The sequence below is a fragment of the Alteromonas sp. ABH4_454 genome (assembly GCF_056311775.1).
Window position 1 is genome coordinate 2,299,982 of record NZ_CM149972.1, and the last position, 19,390, is coordinate 2,319,371.

Below are 19,390 nucleotides of genomic sequence, written 5' to 3' on the forward strand. Positions count from 1 at the left end.
GCGAAACTGGGCACAAAGTTTAGTCGCGCTCCGTCACTGCGTTTAAATAGGATTTTGAATGAAACAATCTACATCGGTGCTATTCGTGTGTTTGGGTAATATTTGCCGTTCTCCAACCGCAGAAGCCGTGTTCAAGCACAAAGCTGCACAAGCTGGGTTAAGTATTGAAATTGATTCTGCGGGGACCCATGGTTACCACATTGGGAAACCAGCAGATAAGCGTTCACAGGCGGCTGGGGTAGAGCGAGGTTACAGCTTTAAGGGGCTTAAATGTCGTCGTGTTGATGACAGTGATTTTGAGCGCTTCGACTATATTTTAGCTATGGATAATAGCAACCTTGCAAATTTGCATGGTATGTCGCCAAGCCAGTACCAGGAAAAAATTAAGCTATTTCTGGACTTTGCAAATGTAGAAGACAAAGAAGTGCCTGACCCATACTACGGAGGGAAGCGCGGCTTTGAGTTGGTGTTAGATTTAATTGAAGAAGCATCGGACGGTTTGATTGCGCACATTAAGCAAACCCAACAACTATAATCAGAAGCTTTATCCACAAGCCATAACTGAGAAGCGGCATTGCGAACCAAATCTAGAACGCATATTAAGAACCGATTTTGAGAGCCGATTTTGAAAACCATTGAAACTAAACGCCCAGCCCTTTCTTTGGTTGTAATAACGCTACTTTGTTTGTTAGCCGTTGGCGTGGTGGGTGTCATTGGCGTGACAGGGTTTGCTAACACGGCTGCTGACTTAAAGCGACATATTATCGTTCAGCTTCAATTACCGCTTATACTTACCGCATGCTTAGTAGGGGCAGCGCTTTCCGTAAGTGGCGCAACCTTACAGGTGGTACTTCGAAACCCGCTAGCCGACCCGGGGATCATAGGTATCACCAGCGGAGCAAGTTTAGTTGCCGCACTATTGCTACTATTAACGCCGCAATGGGCTACAGCCTACCTGCATTACTTACTGCCTTTTGGGTGCTTCGTGGGTGCCTTGTTATCTACTTTTGTTATTAATCGTTTAGCCAGAAAATTGCTAAGCTCCTCCACTGCGGTAATTCTTGCTGGTATTGCCATATCGACTCTTAGTGGGGCTGTTATTGCCTGGCTTTATATGTTCAGCGATGCTAATGCTCTTCGTAACCTCACTTTTTGGCTAATGGGCAGCTTATATCAAACTAACTGGTTAATTTTATCGGTTGGAGGCCCGTTGATAGTTATAGCTGTAGGTTTACAGCTTTTTTTCGCGGATGATTTGAATAAGCTTTATGCTGGTGAACTTGCGGCAAAAAGTAGCGGTGTGGATGTGGAAAAACTTACCGAACGTGCCCTCATCGTTTGCGCCATCGCAGTGGGCACGGCGGTGTCGATGGCCGGGTCTATCGCTTTTGTGGGCTTATTAGTGCCTCATATTCTGCGTTTGATCATTGGGCATAACAATCGCTATTTATTGCCCTTAAGTGCGTTAAGTGGTGCAAGTCTTTTAATGCTGGTAGCGCTAAGCTCTGAAATGACCCGTGCTGTTACACTTCCTGTCTCTATGGTTACTGCAACCTTAGGTGGTCCATTACTCATTTGGGTACTGGCAAAGGGCCAGCTTAAAGGCTGATAAAATGACGACACCGAATCCTCTTACGCCAAAGCAACCTGATTCTCATAGTGAAGAAAATTCAAGCACAAATGAATGTCATGCGGTTAGTTACAACAAAACGCCTTGCATCAAAAGTCGCGAAAGCGTTTCGGATGCCTCAATGATTTTAAGCCTGCAAAATGTGCGCATTGGGTCACGGCTATGGGTGGAAGACTTAAGCGCGAAAAAGGGCGAATGTATCCATATCATAGGGCCAAACGGGGCTGGGAAGTCAACGCTGCTACTTACACTAGCAGGACTGATTGACGCTGATGAAGGTAAAGTAATACTGCATGGCAAGCCAATGGGGAGTTGGTCTCTTGCCACGCTTGCTAGCGTACGTACTTTGTTAGCTCAGCAAAGTGAAAGTGGTTTTCACTTGTCGGTGAAGGAATATTTAAGCTTTTACGCAACAGCACAGCAAGGTGTGCTCATTCCTTCGGTTTTAGAAAAAGCCCTTGAAGTGTCGGGATTCTTAAACAAAATCCTTACCCAGCTTTCTGGCGGAGAACGCCAGCGCGTAGAAATTTGTCGAGCGCTCTTACAAATTTGGCCCCAGTTAGAGCGGGGAGAGGGGTTAGCGTTTTTAGATGAGCCATTGCAAGGACTTGATATAAGGCACCAATATGCGCTGGCTAGTTTAGTAAAATTCCTTTGCAATAAAGGTAACACCATACTAATGACGTCTCACGATATCGCGCTTAGCGCTAACTACTGCAATAGTCTATGGTTAATGCACGAAGGTCGTATGGTCGCATTGGGTGAGCCACAAGACGTAGCAACTCAGGCAAACCTTGAGAAGGTGTTTGAATGCCATTTTGCTATAAGCAAGCACGATAACTTTCTAGAAATTCAAGTTTGCGCACCTATTTCCTTAGAATAAATGTGGTAAAGTGCCATCACATTTTTTAGATTCATATTTTCACATTAGGCTGATTATAAAAATGCGCTACAGGCATGCTGTGAAGCGCGCTACAGTCTTATTATTCGAAGCATTAAGTTTCAATAACTATTTTCAGTAAAACGTTTGCCCTACGTTTTTTTATTCAGGAGAACACCGTTGAGTAATTGGCAAGTAGACAGTTGGAGAAATAAACCTATTCTTCAGCAACCAGAGTACGACGACAAAGTACGTTTAAATGAAGTAGAGCAAACACTAAGTTCTTATCCTCCACTCGTATTCGCTGCTGAAGCCCGTGAACTTAGACGCCAGCTTAGGTGAAGTGAGCCTGGGTAAAGGCTTTCTTTTACAAGGCGGCGACTGCGCTGAGTCGTTTGACGAGTTTAACGCACCTAAAATTCGCGATACCTTTAAAGTTATCCTTCAAATGGCGATTGTGCTTACCTTTGCTGGCCGCTGCCCGGTGACTAAGGTTGCCCGCATGGCTGGGCAATATGCTAAGCCGCGTTCATCAGATTTTGAAACCCGTGGTGACGTGACCTTGCCAAGCTATCGCGGCGATATCATCAATAACTTTGAGTTTACTGAAGCAGCACGTCGACCTGACCCTGATCGCTTGTTAGAAGCGTATCATCGCAGTGCTTCAACCTTGAACCTTCTTCGCGCATTTGCGCAAGGTGGTTTGGCCGACCTTCACGAAGTGAACCGTTGGAACATGGCGTTTGTTGAAAACAGCCCGCTTAAAGAGCGTTATTCAGATATGGCTAACCGTATTCAAGATACGCTTGAGTTTATGGATGTTATTGGCATTAACGCACAAACTAGCTCTACGCTACATGAAACCTCGCTGTTTACGTCGCACGAAGCTTTGCTATTAAACTACGAACAGGCGCTTACACGTATTGATACGCTTACCGGCAAGCCTTACGACTGTTCTGCGCATATGGTGTGGATTGGCGAACGTACTCGTCAACTTGATCATGCGCACGTGGAGTTTTTCCGAGGCATTCACAACCCAATTGGTGTGAAAGTGGGGCCGAGCATGCAGGAAGACGAGCTTATTCGTTTAATTGATGCGCTTAACCCGCTAAACGATCCGGGTCGATTAACGCTTATTACTCGCATGGGTGCTGATAACTTAGCTGACAACCTGCCACGACTACTGCGCAAAGTTAAAGCGGAAGGCAGACATGTTGTGTGGAGTTCTGACCCGATGCACGGCAACACGTTCTCGGCGTCTAGCGGCTACAAAACCCGAAACTTCGATGCAATTTTGAAAGAAATTAAACAGTTCTTCCAAGCTCATGAAGCAGAAGGTACTCACGCTGGTGGTATTCACCTTGAAATGACCGGTCAGCACGTAACAGAATGTACTGGTGGTGCTTACCAGATTAGCGATGATGATTTAGCCCAGGCGTATAAGACACAATGTGATCCGCGCCTAAATGCAGACCAGGTGCTTGAAATGGCATTCTTAGTGGCAGACCATTTGCGTAATGCGTAATGCGTAATGCGTAATGCGTAATGCGTTAACCGCAGTAAGACTTACAAACGGGCAGCGAAACGAACGCTGCCCGTTTTTTATAGCAGTTGTTCTCTTTCTTCTTCACTTAAAATTCCGGTGAAGATGGTTTCTCTTCTTAAATTAGCGGTGCGCTCGTCATCGGCCAGCAACAATGCTTTGAATAGCTCCGGTTCATTGCGTGCCTCTATAATGCCCTTCCATAGCAGGTAGCTCCCATAACGCATCATTTTGTTTTGATATCGGGTTTCTAAGGTCCGTTCGGCTTGCTCAAAAAGCTCGGGGTGCGATATCAATTTTTCAGCTATGGCGCTGTGAATTTTTTTGATATGTTCGTTTACGTCACTTCGACGTTGTTTTCTGGGTCTTGCAAACATAAATCTTCTTGCTGTTTTGGTGTGCCTATTACGGGGAAATTTAAGTAAAAATACGACGTTGAATTATCTATTTATAGCGCTTTTTATCTTACCTTTTGTCTTATTTAAGTGGGTAAACCAACCACAAAGGCAGGGAGTAACAGAACTTAAGATTGTTATCACCATCGATGTAAGTAGGCTATCAGTATGAAAACTCAAGCAATAAGGCAATGCTCGTTATAAAGCGGTTATCGTCATAAGGCAGTTGCTAGTCATCATCTAAAAGGGGCTCTACTACAGACTCTAAGCCGTTTAACTTTATTTCATACATTAAAGCGAGACTGCTTACCTAACTTGTTTTCAGGGAAGCCTTGTTTGTGAAACCACACCAAATAAGGCTCTGGCAAATGAAAAAGGCGTCTTCCGGCATATTTTCCGAACGGCATTACTTGATTAATGGCGGCTTTTATAAGCGTTGGGTCCATCTATTAACTACCTTCTACATCTTTATCTGTATCTTCATCTTCACGCTGTTGAGCTTGCCATAGGGTTGCGTATTCACCGCCTTGTTCCAGCAAGTAAGTGTGTGTCCCTTCCTCTACTATAGTACCGTTTTTTAGTACCAGGATCTTGTCGGCATCGACAATAGTGGACAGTCTATGGGCTATCACCAAGCTAGTATGCCCCTTGGCTGCATCGCGTAGGGCTGACAAAATTGCTCTTTCTGATGTGCTGTCCAATGAGCTAGTGGCCTCGTCGAAAATCATAATGGGCGCACCTTTAAGTAAGGCTCGTGCGATAGATACGCGTTGCTTCTCGCCGCCAGAAAGCTTTAGTCCTCGCTCACCTACGGTTGTTTCTAGCATATCAGGCAGACTTTCTACAAAGGTTTCAAGGTGTGCAAGCTTAATCACTTGTTTAATATCTTCATCGCTGGCATCGGGGTTACCGTAGCGAATATTTTCTAGCAATGTGGTGTTAAACAGTACCGTATCCTGGGGGACGATACCGATATGTGAGCGCAGACTTTGTTGCGTAAGCGAGGCAATATTATTTCCGTCTATGGTAATGCTGCCCTGTTGAGGGTCATAAAAACGGAAAAGCAACTTCATTAGCGTAGATTTTCCCGCGCCGCTTTCGCCTACTACGGCTACCTTGGCGCCAGGCGCTACGTCAAAGCTAAATCCGTTTAATATTTTCCTATTTTCGTTATAAGCAAAATGCACATTATTAAAGCGTATTGCTGGGTTGGCGCAGGTTAATTCGGTGGCGTTGTCTGCATCTTTTATAGCAGGGGTTTGGGATAGAAGGTCGAATAACTTATCGATATTGGCAAGGCTGCCACGAATTTCACGGTATACAAACCCCAAAAAGTTTAAGGGCATGAAAATCTGCATAGTGAAGGCGTTGATGAGTACAAAGTCGCCAATGGTCATTTCGCCATTCATAACTCCAAAGGCAGCGTTTGCCATCATTGAAGTCATGGCAATGGCAATAATGGCGGCTTGTCCACCGTTTAATGCAAACAGCGATAAGCGGTTCTTCCGTCGCGCCTTTTCCCAAGCAGCTAAGTCTGTGTCGTAGCGATTGGCTTCAAACGATTCGTTATTGAAATATTTTACAGTCTCAAAGTTAAGCAGGCTGTCTACCGCCCTTGAGTTAGTGGTTGAGTCTGCTTCATTCATTTGTGTGACAAAGCGTGTGCGCCAATCTGTCGCTTTCATCGAAAAACCAATATAGGCCACAACGCTGAGCACAATTATCAGCGCGAAAGATACGCCGAACTGAAATAAGAGCAATCCAACTACGAGAGCTATCTCTAACAAAGTAGGGACAATATTAAACACCATAAAGCGCATTAAAAAGCTAACGCCGTTGGTGCCGCGCTCGATATCACGCGACAATCCGCCTGTGCGTCGATTCAGGTGAAAGCCTAAGTCTAGGTTGTGTAGATGTTTGAAGACTTTTAGCCCTAGACGGCGCATGGCGCGCTCAGTAACGCGACCAAATAGCGTATCTCGCACTTCGCCGAGTAAAACATTCAGTAAGCGCAGCGTTCCATAGGCAACGATTAAGCTAATAGGAACCGCCAAAGCTAGCGTGGTTAAATCGCCATTTAAGCTATCAACGGTGTACTTCAGCACGTAGGGCAGGCCAATACTGGCAAGCTTCGCTGCTACTAGGCACAGCAGCGCTAAAAATACGCGTTGCTTAAACTCGAGAAGATAAGGCCAAAGCTGTGAGAGAACGTGCCATTTAACAGGTTCGTCGACATTGGTAGGAAAACGGTTTTTTCTCATTTTATAGTGTGCTTTATTGTTTGGTTTACTGTACTAAGAGCGGGAAGGTTTAGAAAATAATTTGGCGTAAACCTTTTATTAGGAATTGAACAAGCTTGCCCATATATAATTATTCTCGCCTTTTGTGATACGTTTTGAAATAGGCTAGAGATTAAAATGGTCTTATTTATAGCAACGAATGTGTTTAATTTTAATTTCACCCCGCGTACACTAAGGTAGTTTAATTTAGTTACCTTGTTATTTACTCAATGATTTACTGGGGTTTGTAACGTCTAAAAATTGCTGTAGCGATTTATAAAGCAGCAAAGGATTAAGGAGTTGGTTTGTTAGAAGATAGTTTCGGTAGACAGTTTCACTATTTGCGTTTGTCGGTGACCGAAGCGTGCAACTTTCGCTGTCAGTACTGTTTGCCAGATGGGTACGAAGGCCCAACGAGCGATCAATTTATGACATTAAGCGAAATTGATACCTTGCTAAAAGCGTTTGCTCAGCTAGGTACTTCAAAAGTGCGTCTAACTGGCGGTGAGCCAACGCTGCGAAGAGACTTCCTTGATATCTTACAACTAACCAGTAATACGCCGGGTATAGAACGTGTGGCAATGACGACACACGGTGCGCGAATGGAAAAGTTTGCCCACCAGTGGAAAGGTGCAGGCTTAGATCAAGTAAACGTCAGTATCGATAGTTTAGACCCACGGCAATTTGCCGCAATAACAGGGCAGGACAAGCTAAAGGCTGTACTGCGAGGGTTAGATGCAGCAATTGACGCTGACCTTGATGTAAAAGTTAACTCTGTTTTACTCAACGACTTTTCTGATAGCCGTTTACATCGGTTTCTTGCTTGGCTTAAAGATATGCCGGTGACGCTCCGTTTTATCGAGTTGATGGAAACAGGCGATTTAAACCAATTTTTCAATAAACAACATCAAAGCGGTTCACCATTAAAAACTACCCTGTTAGACATGGGGTGGCAGCCCTTATTGCGTAGGAAAGATGCTGGGCCAGCGCAAGAATTTTATCACCCTGATTATGCAGGCAAGATTGGTTTAATCATGCCGTACAGCAAGGACTTTTGTAAAACCTGTAATCGTCTTCGTGTCTCCGCGCCAGGCAAGTTACACCTTTGCTTGTTCAGTGAAAACGGTATAGACATGAGACATCTTCTTGCCAATGGCAATGTGGATGACGTGGTGGCTTTCCTACAAGATGTGCTGGGTCAAAAGCACGAAACCCATTATCTACACGAAGGAAAAACAGGGGCCACAAAGCACCTAGCTATGCTAGGAGGCTAGCAAACTATTCCTACGTTAAAGGAAAATGTAGGCCAGAATAAAAAGCATCGAATAAGTTTGGTTTGTTGTAAAAATAAGCTATATTCTGCGTTGAAAGTATATTAAAAATAATAATGATAAAGGAAGTATATGCATATCAAGGACAGTGCGCGTCTCTCCTACCACTATATCACCGATAAAGACGCCGATTTTTTATGGGAGACTCGACCAAGACGAGCTTGTCATGAAGTATATCAATGGTGGTAAAAAATCCTCTAAAGAAGACATTCGCGATATTTTTGTTCCTCGCTTCCAAGCTTATTCCAACCCTGCTTTGGGGTGGGGGCTCTGGCGCGTAGAGACGCTAGCTGAAAAAGAAAGTATAGGGTGGATTTTGGTTCGTCCTTTTGGCTTTTTTACCCAACATCCTGAAAGTGACAATATGGAATTAGGCTGGCGCTTTAAACGTCAGACCTGGGGCAAGGGGTACGCCACCGAGGCTGCTCAAGCAATAAAAAACGCCTTGTATGATATTGGTGTAGAAAAGTTTTCGGCAATTGCTAACCCTGAAAACAGTGCGTCTATCAATATCATGAAAAAGCTAGGCATGACATTTAGTCATGAGCTTGAATATAAAGACAAACTCTATCATGAGACAGTGGTTGTATATTCTAACTAGGCAGGTGCATGATTAAATCAAAGAACGTATTGGTAAAATCACTTGTTCTTCAATATGTTCTTCACGCTCTGGTAGCGTGCCTGTTGGTCTTCAGATAGGGCTGTTGTTTCAAGAGTCTCTCTGCATTTGTTAATTGCAGCTACTGTGTCAGGAAGCATAGGCGCGTTTGCTTTTCTCGCTCTAATAATGGCTTGAAGATAGTTCAGTGCAATTGAGGGGTTTTTAGGCATAACACGAAACGCCTGAGCGAAGGTGGTATAAGATTGCTCCAAATTACCTCGTTTATACTGGGCGACAGCTGAGTTGTTGAGTGTTTTAGGGCTTAATGTAATTGCTTCTTTTTCTTCTTTTTCCTGCTTTAAATACGTCGCCATTAGGTTTAATTCATCAGCGCTTTCTTCTTGATTTGAAGAAATCGCATCTAAGATTGCAATAGACTCTTTTTTAAGTCCAACCTCATGCAGCGCTTTGGCTCTATCGAGTAATGCTTCTGTGGAGTGATGTTGGGCGTGGTCTGTGTGAAAGTCTGACAGAAGCATCTGTGCTTTCACCGTTTCATCTTTTAGATAGTGAAGTCGGGCATCGATCACTGTTAATTCGTCATTTACCGCTGCTTTTGGGTGGGCTTTTTTCAGACTGACGTAAATATTCATTGGTTTGTTTAACAATGCTGTTTACGTGTTCAGGCTCAGACGTCATTGCGAAATCAACACCGGCTCTTGCTGCAGTTAGATAAATATCTGGTTTATCGTAGATAGAGTTTTTCGCATAGCGTACTACTTTCTTCGCACTGTTAAACTGGCTTTCGTAATCGTGTGTGATACGAGCGAGGTTTATCGCTCTCTGATGCCGGGGGATATTCTGAGGAGAAATGTTGCATGCTAGCACTGTGCATTCTAGCGCATCATCAAACGCTGACTGTTTAATTTGTAGTTTGGCGAGTAAGTCGTATGCGTCTAATGCAGCATCAGGGCGCATCGCCAGTTGGATGATTTCTCTTTCTGCATCATCAAGCTGATTGAGTGCCAAGAGGCTTTTTGCAATTCCCATTTGAGCCCAGCTAAAATCTTGGATGTTTATTATTGTCTCAAAGAAGGCCAAAGCTTCCTGGAATCTCTCTGTGATAATAAACAAATCACCTTTAATCTTCATTGCTAGAGGAAAGTGTTCGGCATGCTCGGGTTGTAACAAGAAATGCTCGATTTCGGCGAGTGCCTTTTCATAGTTCTGTTTGTCCATGAATGAGTAAACATTTTCAAGAGCCTTTTTCCTTGCTAGAACGCGCGAAAGCCGACGGTCTAATTCGTTAACGGAAAACGGCTTAGCAATGAATTCATCTGGTTGCAGTTCGATAATTGCGTGGACGACTTCTGCTGATGTGTCTGCGCTAGTGAAGATAAATGCGCTGGTGAGCGGCAGTGAGTGAGACTCATTGAGTTGCTCTAGTAAAAAGTACCCGCCTTGTTCTGAACGTAAGTTATACGAGCAAATGATGGCGTCATAGGTGTGTTCTTGTAGCGCTGACAGAGCATGAGAGGGCCTATCAACATAGTCCATATTCCTAAAACCTAGCTGCTCAAGGGCATAGTGCATGTGGCTTTTTGCCAGCACCTGATCTTCGGCAATTAACAACTTAGTATTTCTAGCTAAGTGTAGCTTCATTAAAGGGTAGCCTTTAGGACGTTATGGAACTCACCATACCACGATAATTATTTTTAAAGTATAGCTCGTCAGTGAGACTATCGCACAGTTAAGGTAATTCGTAGTGAATATAGACAGCAGGAATTTCGTGGTGAACAGGGTGGTTAAGTGATTGGTACGATTTTGGAAGGTGCAATATTTGGCAGAGCTAAGTGGTAAGTGTAAGTGACAGCATTGCTGAAGTAGTTTTTTACAAGTGATTGATTTTGTTTAGAATGTGAATTGCTTTTGCACTATCTAGGTGAAGATAAAATGATAGTATTGCATTATAAGATGTGAATTCGTTGAATTTTAAGAATACTTAAAGAAGATGGTGGACGCTACTGGGCTTGAACCAGTGACCCTCGCCTTGTAAGGGCGATGCTCTCCCAACTGAGCTAAGCGTCCATATTTTGATTTCACTATTTAGCCACTGTGAGGAAGTGGTGGACGCTACTGGGCTTGAACCAGTGACCCTCGCCTTGTAAGGGCGATGCTCTCCCAACTGAGCTAAGCGTCCGTATTTTGATTTCACTGTTTAGCCACTGTGAGGAAGTGGTGGACGCTACTGGGCTTGAACCAGTGACCCTCGCCTTGTAAGGGCGATGCTCTCCCAACTGAGCTAAGCGTCCATATTTTGATTTCACTATTTAGCCACTGTGAAGAAGTGGTGGACGCTACTGGGCTTGAACCAGTGACCCTCGCCTTGTAAGGGCGATGCTCTCCCAACTGAGCTAAGCGTCCATATTTTGTAAAACCTTGCCTAAGCAAGTGGGGCGGTATTATAGAGTCGGTTCCGTTAGTGTCAACAATAAAATTAAAGAAAAATGACTGTGTGCCCGAAATTTAGCCACTCTGACTGTATCTTAACTAAAATGATGAAAAGAACAGCGTTTTTTAATGTCGTTTTGAATTCTTTTATATCCAAAAACTGCACGGTGCGTTTCTTCGAACTGGTAAGAAGTGGACAGACACTTGCTTCTTCCTCAGATTTTAGTGGACAGACACTTATTCAGCTCGACCAAAAGAAGTGAACGCGGAAGTGCGATGTTTTAATGGACAGACACTTAAACCAACCTAATGGAGTGCTTGTGTAAAAGAGACAGCTCTTTTTGGACAGTCACTTTCTTATTGAGGAAAGTGTTTACCCCTACTGTTACGTAAGCGTGCAGTAATTACCACATTCAGATGTCATCCTTACTCTTATGACTCAGTGTAGGTTAAATACCAGTTATTTGATAAGTGGATATCATACGTTACTATATCATCTCTAGACTTTAATGATTTTATAGCGTTCTTTTTCACGCCATGAATTGTCTTATCATAGATTATGGGGTGGCGAACATTATGTCTGTATTTATAGCTATAGCCGCTACCAGCAAAGCCTAAGACATCTCTAACCAAAGTAATTGTACAAATCTGATTTTCCGGTTTCACGACTATTTGAATTATATTCATTTTATTCAGTAAGCGAGCCAATCCACCGTTTTCCAGGTCACCCGGTGTAGCTCTTAATGTTGGGATTTTCTCAACATCTTGGCAAACAATATCTTCGATTTTTTCAAATACTAAAGTGTTGTCATAAAACTCATTAATGTACTTTTCCTCTAAGTCGCGGGGAGGAAGTAAAAGAAAAATAAAAACTATCCATAAAACAACTAATAAAATAAGTTTCTTCATATTTTGTCCTTGACCAAAGAACCGCAATATTGTGAGGGTTTTTAAACCATTCTTTGAAAACTAAAACAGCTGTTACAAACTCTACTCAACTAACAAAATTGGAGAGGAAAGGGGACAGACACTTAAACCAACCTAATTGAGTGCTTTTATAAAAGAGATTGCTCTTTTTGGGCAGCCACTTTCTTATTGAAGAAAGTGTTTACCCTACAGTTACTCGAAAAGTTGATTATAGATTTATCTAAGTGTGTGTCCATTGCAGCAAGAATGGATATAGAAGGAATAAGCTTGAAGGTAAGTGACTGTCCACTTTCTTCTCCTCTTTTACATTGTTCTATTCTCAACTTACTTTTGAAGTAGCGCGTAGACTGGTAGAATGCGCCCATCTTTAGAAATACTATTAACAATAGAGAGTGACCATGTCGGTTGTTACACGATTTGCACCCAGCCCAACAGGCTATCTTCACGTTGGTGGCGCACGAACTGCGCTTTATTCTTGGCTTCTTGCGAAAAGCAAAGGCGGTGAGTTTGTTCTTCGTATTGAAGATACAGATATCGAGCGTTCAACTGAAGAAGCTAAGCAGGCTATTTTAGACGGTATGCAATGGTTAGGTTTAACTTGGGACACAGGCCCTATCTATCAAACTGAGCGTTTTGATAGATATAAAGAACTTATCCAGCAGCTTTTGGATGAAGGTAAAGCGTATAAATGCTTTATGAGCTCTGAAGAGCTAGATGCAATTCGTGAGGCGCAAAAAGAGCGCGGTGAAAAGCCTCGTTATCCTGGCACATGGAGAGACAGAACGGACCACCCTGAAGGTGAACCGTTTGTTATTCGCTTCAAAAACCCTTTAGAAGGCAAAGTTGTTATTAACGATCATGTTCGCGGAAAAATTGAGATTAGCAATACAGAGCTAGACGATCTCATTATTCAGCGCACTGATGGCACGCCTACCTATAACTTCTGTGTAGTTGTAGATGATTGGGACATGGGGATTACCCATGTAGTGCGTGGTGAAGACCATATTAATAACACGCCACGCCAAATCAATATACTTGAAGCCCTTAATGCGCCAGTTCCAGAGTACGCTCACGTTTCTATGATCTTGGGTGATGACGGCAAAAAGTTATCAAAGCGACATGGTGCGGTAAGTGTAATGCAGTATCGTGATGACGGCTTCCTACCACAAGCGGTGCTTAACTATCTTGTTAGGTTGGGCTGGTCTCACGGCGACCAAGAAGTTTTCTCTGTCGACGAGATGATTGAGAAATTTAGTTTGGATGCAATAGGGCAGTCTGCGTCGGCATTTAATACAGAAAAGCTAATCTGGTTAAATCAGCATTACATAAAGACGTTGCCAGCAAGTGAGGTTGCCTCACATGCTAAATGGCATTTCGAACAGTTAAATGTTGATTTAACAACAGGTCCAGCGCTTGAATCGATAATTGCTATTCAAGCGGATAGAGTTAAAACGCTTAAAGAGTTAGCAGAGATTTCTACATACTTTTATCAAGACTACGAAGATTTCGATGCGAACGCAGCGAAAAAACATCTTCGCCCAGTCGCTCGAGGCCCATTAGAGCTTGCTAAAGATAAATTAATGGCAATTGAAGAGTGGAACCCAGAAAATATTCAAGCTGCTATTAATAGCACGGCTGAAGAACTGGAAGTAGGTATGGGTAAAGTAGGCATGCCGCTGCGTGTAGCTGTGACAGGTAGCGGTAATTCACCGTCTCTAGATATCACGTTGAATCTTATCTCAAAAGAGAAAATTGGCGAGAGAATCGACAAAGCGCTTACTTTTATAGCAAACAGAGAAAATTCATAAAAAAAGCGTTGACATGACAGAGGGGGATGCCTAGAATGCGCCCCGCTGTCACGGAACAGTCACACAAAATGACTGGTGCCATGATGGGGCCATAGCTCAGCTGGGAGAGCGCCTGCATGGCATGCAGGAGGTCGGCGGTTCGATCCCGCCTGGCTCCACCAAGTCACATTGAGTTGTGGTTTGATATAGGCTGAAGTTGTTAAAACAACTTCGGACTGAAATTTCAAAGCTTTAGCTTCGAAAAAGAATTCAGTCCCCTTCGTCTAGAGGCCTAGGACACCGCCCTTTCACGGCGGTAACAGGGGTTCGAATCCCCTAGGGGACGCCATTTTATCGCGTCACAGTCGATTAAAACTGTGAAATAGGCTGGAGTTGATTATTCAACTTCTGACTGAAAGTTTCGGTAGGGAAAGGTTAATCAGTTCGCTGATTCATTCCACCTTACTGAAAATCTCGAAAGCAGAGCTTTCGAAAGTTGATTTTCAGTCCCCTTCGTCTAGAGGCCTAGGACACCGCCCTTTCACGGCGGTAACAGGGGTTCGAATCCCCTAGGGGACGCCATTTTATCGCGTCACAGTCGATTACAACTGTGAAATAGGCTGGAGTTGTTAATTCAACTTCTGACTGAAAGTTTCGGTAAGAATAAGATTGTTTATTGCATTCTTGAGCTCACAGAAATTTAGTGAAATGTATCTTCACTAGCAAAGTTTCAGTCCCCTTCGTCTAGAGGCCTAGGACACCGCCCTTTCACGGCGGTAACAGGGGTTCGAATCCCCTAGGGGACGCCATTTTATCGCGTCACGGTCGATTAAAACTGTGAAATAGGCTGGAGTTGATAATTCAACTTCTGACTGAAAGTTTCGGTGGGAAAAGTCGCTCAGTTCGCTGGCTCACTTTGCCTTACTGAAAAATTTCGAAAGCAGAGTTTTCGAAAAAAGATTTTCAGTCCCCTTCGTCTAGAGGCCTAGGACACCGCCCTTTCACGGCGGTAACAGGGGTTCGAATCCCCTAGGGGACGCCATATCGAAAAAACCAGCCATCCGGCTGGTTTTTTTGTTTTTGTCTCCGGAAACTCTGTGGACAGACACTTCTATACTCCCTAAACCACCAGCCGTTTTTAATTGCTAGTGAATTGCCAATGGACAGTCACTTTTATACTTCCTTAACCATCAACCGCTTTTAGCTGTCAGCGGACAGTCACTTACATTTTCGTCCTTAACAAATGACTATCCAAGTATTACTAACTCAACCTTTCATGCTTACTCTAGGGTGAACTAATCCTTTACAAAGCAAAGTCAACATATCCTTGAGCAACTAGTTTTTTAGGATACGAAGCGTAAAGATCTTATGTCACAGTTGTCGATTAATCTCTTGTAGAGTAGATACGTAAGCTTGCTGAGCTGTTATGATCTCTTAAATACAAAAGAGGTGTTATATGCAGAATTATCCAATTGGGACTCCGGGTGTGCCATGGAGCGAGAAAGAGAAATCGCAGTGGAAATCTCAACAGACTGTGAAAAGAAGTTACCAAGAAGAAGTACTCGATAAACTTTTCAATATTATTCCTGAAGGCTTTGAACTAAAGCAGTATGGTTCTCTCCCATACGATTCTGAACGCTACCCATTATATGCAGTAGTTCCAAATAACTTTGATACTAAAAAGCCTACAGCGCTTGTTACGGGTGGAGTTCACGGTTATGAAACGAGTGGCGTGCAGGGCGCACTTCAGTTTATTAACACAAAGCTGTCTCAGTACGCAGAGCAAATAAACATTGTAGTTGTTCCATGTGTAAGCCCTTGGGGTTACGAGACGATAAATCGATGGAATCCAATGGCGCTAGATCCAAATCGCTCGTTTTACAGCGACTCTCCGGCACCAGAATCCGCTCAGCTTATGCAGTTAGTGTCTGATCTAGCGTTGTCGCTAACGCTTCATATCGATTTACACGAAACTACCGATACAGATAACACTGAATTCAGACCGGCGCTGGCCGCACGGGATGGCGTAACCCACGATAATTGGAATATACCTGACGGTTTCTATACGGTCGCAAACACGCCAAATCCACAAATAGAGTTTCAAAAAGCTGTAATCGATGCGGTGAAGAAAGTGACGCATATCGCTCCTGCAGACGAAAGCGGCAAGATTATTGGAGCAGATGTAGTGAGTGAAGGTGTTATCTGCTATGACAAAAAAGCTTTGTATCTATGTGGCGGTATGACAGATGCCAAATACGTTACAACAACGGAAGTATATCCCGATAGTGATAACGCGACACCTGAAAACTGTAACGACGCTCAGGTAGCTGCCATCTGCGCAGCACTCGATTACTCGAAATAGACGCTTGAACGTTTAGACGTCTAGATGTATATTTAAGCCTCTTTCAAAGGAGGCTTTTTGTGTTTACTTATTCTGCGGTTATTTACGACGGTAAAAAACAAAATTTAGTGCGATATGAATGTGGGACAGACACTGAGTTTGCTTCATATCTTGAATCGCGTTTTGGTTGCCATGTTTGTTTATGGTCAAATAAAGAATTGTCGGAAAACACAATGGCGGCTATTGCTGCTTCGCATGCTCAAAGTAAAAATGAAGGTTTAGATAAAACAGAAGCTTTATGAACTCAACATCACCGTGTATCGCCTTGTGTAAATTGAATGAAGATGAAATATGCGTTGGATGCAAACGTACTATTGATGAAATCGTAAAATGGCGGACATACACTGATAACCAAAAGCTGGCCGTTATAGCTCGTCTAGAGAGCATAAGGAAGGATACTACTTCCCAATAGTATGATAATGAAAAACTATAATTTGACGTTGTAATCAAATAAGAAACCGCTTTATAACAGCCCCTTTTTAGTGGACAGACACTCAAGCTTTAACTCAGCACTTTAGCCGAAAATCCCCTCGACTTAGATAGCTTCAAAGACAGACACTTACTCATCAATAGCACAATCCATTCAACAGTGTTCTTAGTCCAATAAAACGGACAGTCACAAAGTTGATAAACTGAGCACCAAATCCTGGCTGAAATTAACGCTTTTTGCTACACTCCCGCGCCAATTTTATGTTCTATTGACGTGAGACGCTTGTAATGAAAGTAATGCTTGCCCCTATGGAGGGCGTTGTCGATCACTTAATGAGAGATATGCTCACTCGTGTTGGTGGCTTCGACCAGTGTGTTACTGAGTTTGTAAGGGTTGTTGATCAAAAACTACCCAAGAAAACGTTTTATAGACTTTGCCCGGAGCTACACAACGGTGGCAAAACGCCCTCAGGCGTACCAGTAAGAGTTCAATTGCTAGGGCAACATCCACAATGGCTCGCAGAGAATGCACAAACTGCAATAGAACTGGGCTCCCCAGGTGTTGATCTGAACTTCGGTTGCCCTGCTAAGACCGTCAACAAAAGTAAGGGCGGGGCTGTGTTGTTGAAAGAGACGCAAACCCTTTACGGTATTGTGAAAGCGGTTAGGGAGGCCGTTCCTGCTGATATCCCGGTTTCAGCCAAAATCAGGCTGGGCTTTGAGGATAAGTCTTTAGCTATCGACAACGCTATCGCTATTACTGACGCAGGAGCCTCTGAGCTCGTTGTTCATGCAAGAACAAAAACAGAAGGCTATAAGCCACCGGCTTACTGGGACTGGATAGCGAAAATTAAGCAGCACACTGATATTCCCATTGTAGCAAATGGCGAAATTTGGAACGCTGACGACGCTAAGCGCTGTCAAAGCCAATCAGAGTGTACCAATCTAATGATAGGACGAGGTGCATTGGCAATGCCTAATTTGGCGCTGAGTATTAAAGAGGGCGTAGAACCTATGCCATGGACTGAACTGGCTGCGTTGTTGATACAGTACTCTGGCTACGAAATTTTTGGTGATAAAGGAAAATATTACCCTAATCGCATAAAGCAATGGTGCGGCTACCTAAAAAGACAATACCCAGAAGCTGAAACACTATTCAATGACATCAGACGTCTCACGAACTCTCAAGACATCGTTGACGTGCTTGCTCGCCAAGCTGATGTTTAGCTAAATAATGTTGTTGCTTTACCGAATCAAGATAAATATTTTTGAGCATTAGAGACGTTAGGGCGACATGCTCTTTGGCAACACTTAGCAAAATTTTCCATCATTTCTGGGCAGCCAACAGGGCCGGTAAAGAGGGTTTCGAAGTTACTGGTCACTAATTGCCAGTTTTCTTTTGTCATCCCAAGTTTATTGAGCAATTTGTTAGGCAGCTTTGGTATTCTGCAGGCGTTGCTACTGCGCTCTGCGTTCAACGTATCAGTAATAAGCTGCAAGTAATCTGTAAAAGCAAAAGGCAAACTCTCAGCTAGCTTTTTCTCACTGTCATTAAAGGGCATCAGAAACTTAGGTATTTTGTTCGAGCGCTTAGCATTTAAACGATATTGAATACTGGTGTAATGGGAGTTGGTGAGTGTCTTCGCTATTTTCGCTCTAATGGGGTTCAAATCAACATACGCCATTACGCTTGCTAGCGCTTTTTCATCTAATATTGCTTGAGATCTAAACCTTCTTTCCCAGAAATAGCCTTTACATTCATCTTCTTTATTAGCTTTGCGCGCTATGTATTCATTTAACATGCGCATAAACCAGCTTATGCTTTGAAGCCGCTCGCGATATATGACAGATAGCGACTTCAATTCTTCTCGCTCTTCTGCTGTAACTGAATCAAAATTTTCTAGGTATCGCTGTACTAAGGGAGGGCATTTGTAAAACATTCTCCACCTAAGCAATACTTCATCCATAGTCCAGCCGTCAGCTCTACCCTTAGCGATATGGAGTACAACATGAATATGGTTGTGCATTACAGCGTAAGCGCATAAATCAATGGCAAAAGCTTGTGATAGCTTGTGAAGCCTATCTTGAATCCATTTTCTTCTATGTTCGTAGTTTATGCCCGTACGTGAATCACGACCACACAAATAAGATTGCCTTACGCAGCGAGAAATACAATGGTAGTAAGGGGTGACATCGGTGTTAATTTGTTTGTAACGAGGTAAAGGCATATCCGTATCCCATAGTTATTTGTAAGTATTATGAGATTTACAGCGTTAAATTTAAGTGGTCTTTGGAACAGTTTTGTTGGTGTTAGCGATTAGCTGACTCCAAAATGGACTTCTTGGATTACTTTTTCGAACGGAAGTTATGCATTCGTTGAGGAGGATGGTCATGGACAGACACTTAAATTTAATAGTGTGTGAGAAAAAGGACAGTCACTGTTTGGTTAGCAAGTGTCTGTCCTTTCATATTCAACTACCAAGCGAACTAAACGTGGACAAAATCAAGTGCCTGTCCTTTATAAACCTTTTTAGGAGAGCTATACAAATACATCCACTCTAGAACCCACTCGCCCATCATTAGTACTCGATGTCTGTTGTGTATTCTGGGGTTGAGTTTCGCGACTTTCTTGCACACTACGTGACTCCGCTTGCTGAGCAGGTCGCTGAGGCGATTCTAAGATAGTAGAAACGGGCGTCGAATTAACAGATGAAACATCCATAAACAAACCTCATG

17 protein-coding genes, 9 tRNA genes and 2 pseudogenes are annotated in these 19,390 nt (G+C 43.3%); 16 read left to right on the plus strand and 12 right to left on the minus strand.

Features of this window, described 5'->3' with window-relative positions:
- Positions 1-58 precede the first annotated feature (58 nt).
- From ACYX4W_RS10000 to ACYX4W_RS10015, 4 genes and pseudogenes are all read left to right on the plus strand, one after another.
- Entirely contained in the window at positions 59-535 is a 477-nt protein-coding gene (locus tag ACYX4W_RS10000) for a low molecular weight protein-tyrosine-phosphatase (protein ID WP_476073083.1), read from the plus strand.
- Between the two features lie 126 nt (positions 536-661).
- Complete coding sequence (locus ACYX4W_RS10005) at positions 662-1,609, plus strand: FecCD family ABC transporter permease (protein WP_476075463.1); 948 nt, start codon at positions 662-664, stop codon at positions 1,607-1,609.
- Between the two features lie 4 nt (positions 1,610-1,613).
- Complete coding sequence (locus ACYX4W_RS10010) at positions 1,614-2,513, plus strand: ATP-binding cassette domain-containing protein (protein ID WP_476073084.1); 900 nt, start codon at positions 1,614-1,616, stop codon at positions 2,511-2,513.
- A gap of 177 nt (positions 2,514-2,690) precedes the next feature.
- Positions 2,691-4,035: pseudogene (locus tag ACYX4W_RS10015) on the plus strand (class II 3-deoxy-7-phosphoheptulonate synthase).
- Between the two features lie 77 nt (positions 4,036-4,112).
- Here ACYX4W_RS10015 and ACYX4W_RS10020 read toward each other — a convergent pair.
- The 3 genes and pseudogenes from ACYX4W_RS10020 to ACYX4W_RS10030 form a co-directional block, all read right to left on the minus strand.
- Positions 4,113-4,430 (minus strand): hypothetical protein, encoded by a 318-nt coding sequence (locus tag ACYX4W_RS10020; protein ID WP_476073085.1) that lies wholly within the window; start codon positions 4,428-4,430, stop codon positions 4,113-4,115.
- A gap of 247 nt (positions 4,431-4,677) precedes the next feature.
- Positions 4,678-4,894 (minus strand): annotated as a pseudogene (locus ACYX4W_RS10025) (DUF3820 family protein).
- Between the two features lie 3 nt (positions 4,895-4,897).
- On the minus strand, positions 4,898-6,709 hold the full coding sequence (locus ACYX4W_RS10030; RefSeq protein ID WP_476073086.1) for an ABCB family ABC transporter ATP-binding protein/permease: 1,812 nt from the start codon (positions 6,707-6,709) through the stop codon (positions 4,898-4,900).
- 323 nt (positions 6,710-7,032) lie between these two features.
- Between ACYX4W_RS10030 and moaA the strand changes: the two genes are divergently transcribed.
- Both moaA and ACYX4W_RS10040 read left to right on the plus strand, forming a co-directional pair.
- Positions 7,033-8,001, plus strand: a complete 969-nt coding sequence (gene moaA, locus ACYX4W_RS10035; protein WP_476073087.1) for a GTP 3',8-cyclase MoaA — start codon at positions 7,033-7,035, stop codon at positions 7,999-8,001.
- Between the two features lie 223 nt (positions 8,002-8,224).
- Positions 8,225-8,659 carry a GNAT family N-acetyltransferase gene (locus ACYX4W_RS10040; RefSeq protein WP_476073088.1) on the plus strand — a complete coding sequence of 145 codons (435 nt, stop codon included), beginning with the start codon at positions 8,225-8,227 and terminating at the stop codon, positions 8,657-8,659.
- A 38-nt stretch (positions 8,660-8,697) separates the two neighbouring features.
- Here ACYX4W_RS10040 and ACYX4W_RS10045 read toward each other — a convergent pair whose 3' ends face one another.
- From ACYX4W_RS10045 to ACYX4W_RS10075, 7 genes are all read right to left on the minus strand, one after another.
- A complete protein-coding gene (locus ACYX4W_RS10045; RefSeq protein WP_476075508.1) occupies positions 8,698-9,312 on the minus strand; it encodes a hypothetical protein in 615 nt (204 codons plus the stop codon).
- Positions 9,260-10,321: a response regulator gene (locus ACYX4W_RS10050; RefSeq protein WP_476073089.1), complete on the minus strand. Its 1,062-nt coding sequence runs from the start codon at positions 10,319-10,321 to the stop codon at positions 9,260-9,262. The genes ACYX4W_RS10045 and ACYX4W_RS10050 overlap by 53 nt, the downstream gene beginning before the upstream one ends.
- A gap of 350 nt (positions 10,322-10,671) precedes the next feature.
- A tRNA-Val gene (locus ACYX4W_RS10055) sits at positions 10,672-10,747 on the minus strand.
- Positions 10,748-10,783: 36 nt separating this feature from the next.
- Positions 10,784-10,859: transfer RNA gene (locus ACYX4W_RS10060), tRNA-Val, on the minus strand.
- Positions 10,860-10,895: 36 nt separating this feature from the next.
- A tRNA-Val gene (locus ACYX4W_RS10065) sits at positions 10,896-10,971 on the minus strand.
- A 36-nt stretch (positions 10,972-11,007) separates the two neighbouring features.
- Positions 11,008-11,083, minus strand: a tRNA-Val gene (locus ACYX4W_RS10070).
- 459 nt (positions 11,084-11,542) lie between these two features.
- Positions 11,543-12,019 (minus strand): hypothetical protein, encoded by a 477-nt coding sequence (locus tag ACYX4W_RS10075; RefSeq protein ID WP_474807773.1) that lies wholly within the window; start codon positions 12,017-12,019, stop codon positions 11,543-11,545.
- A 416-nt stretch (positions 12,020-12,435) separates the two neighbouring features.
- On the opposite strand from ACYX4W_RS10075, the gene gltX reads away from it, so the two are divergent.
- The 10 genes from gltX (at position 12,436) to dusC (ending at position 17,881) form a co-directional block, all read left to right on the plus strand.
- Positions 12,436-13,845, plus strand: a complete 1,410-nt coding sequence (gene gltX / locus ACYX4W_RS10080) for a glutamate--tRNA ligase (RefSeq protein WP_476073090.1) — start codon at positions 12,436-12,438, stop codon at positions 13,843-13,845.
- An 85-nt stretch (positions 13,846-13,930) separates the two neighbouring features.
- Positions 13,931-14,006: transfer RNA gene (locus tag ACYX4W_RS10085), tRNA-Ala, on the plus strand.
- 91 nt (positions 14,007-14,097) lie between these two features.
- Positions 14,098-14,173 (plus strand) — tRNA-Glu (locus ACYX4W_RS10090).
- Positions 14,174-14,330: 157 nt separating this feature from the next.
- A tRNA-Glu gene (locus ACYX4W_RS10095) sits at positions 14,331-14,406 on the plus strand.
- 151 nt (positions 14,407-14,557) lie between these two features.
- Positions 14,558-14,633 (plus strand) — tRNA-Glu (locus ACYX4W_RS10100).
- Between the two features lie 157 nt (positions 14,634-14,790).
- Positions 14,791-14,866 (plus strand) — tRNA-Glu (locus ACYX4W_RS10105).
- A 414-nt stretch (positions 14,867-15,280) separates the two neighbouring features.
- A complete protein-coding gene (locus tag ACYX4W_RS10110; RefSeq protein WP_476073091.1) occupies positions 15,281-16,186 on the plus strand; it encodes a M14 family metallopeptidase in 906 nt (301 codons plus the stop codon).
- A gap of 59 nt (positions 16,187-16,245) precedes the next feature.
- A complete protein-coding gene (locus ACYX4W_RS10115) occupies positions 16,246-16,467 on the plus strand; it encodes a hypothetical protein (protein ID WP_025254684.1) in 222 nt (73 codons plus the stop codon).
- Positions 16,464-16,637: a DUF1289 domain-containing protein gene (locus tag ACYX4W_RS10120; protein ID WP_474830753.1), complete on the plus strand. Its 174-nt coding sequence runs from the start codon at positions 16,464-16,466 to the stop codon at positions 16,635-16,637. Before ACYX4W_RS10115 ends, ACYX4W_RS10120 begins: the two co-directional genes overlap by 4 nt.
- A 305-nt stretch (positions 16,638-16,942) precedes the next feature.
- On the plus strand, positions 16,943-17,881 hold the full coding sequence (gene dusC, locus ACYX4W_RS10125; protein WP_476073092.1) for a tRNA dihydrouridine(16) synthase DusC: 939 nt from the start codon (positions 16,943-16,945) through the stop codon (positions 17,879-17,881).
- Positions 17,882-17,907: 26 nt separating this feature from the next.
- Here dusC and ACYX4W_RS10130 read toward each other — a convergent pair whose 3' ends face one another.
- Together ACYX4W_RS10130 and ACYX4W_RS10135 are read right to left on the minus strand one after the other, a co-directional pair.
- The gene (locus tag ACYX4W_RS10130; RefSeq protein ID WP_476073093.1) at positions 17,908-18,882 is read right to left on the minus strand and encodes a transposase; all 975 of its coding nucleotides are present in this window, start codon (positions 18,880-18,882) and stop codon (positions 17,908-17,910) included.
- A 311-nt stretch (positions 18,883-19,193) separates the two neighbouring features.
- Positions 19,194-19,376, minus strand: a complete 183-nt coding sequence (locus ACYX4W_RS10135) for a hypothetical protein (RefSeq protein WP_476073094.1) — start codon at positions 19,374-19,376, stop codon at positions 19,194-19,196.
- Positions 19,377-19,390: the final 14 nt, after the last annotated feature.

What these genes read in the sequence shown, in the direction of transcription:
- ACYX4W_RS10000 (WP_476073083.1), top strand. Translation starts at nt 59, where the DNA reads ATGAAACAATCTACATCGGTGCTATTCGTGTGTTTGGGTAATATTTGC.
- ACYX4W_RS10010 (WP_476073084.1), top strand. Translation starts at nt 1,614, where the DNA reads ATGACGACACCGAATCCTCTTACGCCAAAGCAACCTGATTCTCATAGT.
- ACYX4W_RS10020 (WP_476073085.1), bottom strand. Translation starts at nt 4,430, where the DNA reads ATGTTTGCAAGACCCAGAAAACAACGTCGAAGTGACGTAAACGAACAT.
- ACYX4W_RS10030 (WP_476073086.1), bottom strand. Translation starts at nt 6,709, where the DNA reads ATGAGAAAAAACCGTTTTCCTACCAATGTCGACGAACCTGTTAAATGG.
- ACYX4W_RS10040 (WP_476073088.1), top strand. Translation starts at nt 8,225, where the DNA reads ATGAAGTATATCAATGGTGGTAAAAAATCCTCTAAAGAAGACATTCGC.
- ACYX4W_RS10045 (WP_476075508.1), bottom strand. Translation starts at nt 9,312, where the DNA reads ATGAATATTTACGTCAGTCTGAAAAAAGCCCACCCAAAAGCAGCGGTA.
- ACYX4W_RS10050 (WP_476073089.1), bottom strand. Translation starts at nt 10,321, where the DNA reads ATGAAGCTACACTTAGCTAGAAATACTAAGTTGTTAATTGCCGAAGAT.
- ACYX4W_RS10075 (WP_474807773.1), bottom strand. Translation starts at nt 12,019, where the DNA reads ATGAAGAAACTTATTTTATTAGTTGTTTTATGGATAGTTTTTATTTTT.
- gltX (WP_476073090.1), top strand. Translation starts at nt 12,436, where the DNA reads ATGTCGGTTGTTACACGATTTGCACCCAGCCCAACAGGCTATCTTCAC.
- ACYX4W_RS10110 (WP_476073091.1), top strand. Translation starts at nt 15,281, where the DNA reads ATGCAGAATTATCCAATTGGGACTCCGGGTGTGCCATGGAGCGAGAAA.
- ACYX4W_RS10120 (WP_474830753.1), top strand. Translation starts at nt 16,464, where the DNA reads ATGAACTCAACATCACCGTGTATCGCCTTGTGTAAATTGAATGAAGAT.
- dusC (WP_476073092.1), top strand. Translation starts at nt 16,943, where the DNA reads ATGAAAGTAATGCTTGCCCCTATGGAGGGCGTTGTCGATCACTTAATG.
- ACYX4W_RS10130 (WP_476073093.1), bottom strand. Translation starts at nt 18,882, where the DNA reads ATGCCTTTACCTCGTTACAAACAAATTAACACCGATGTCACCCCTTAC.
- ACYX4W_RS10135 (WP_476073094.1), bottom strand. Translation starts at nt 19,376, where the DNA reads ATGGATGTTTCATCTGTTAATTCGACGCCCGTTTCTACTATCTTAGAA.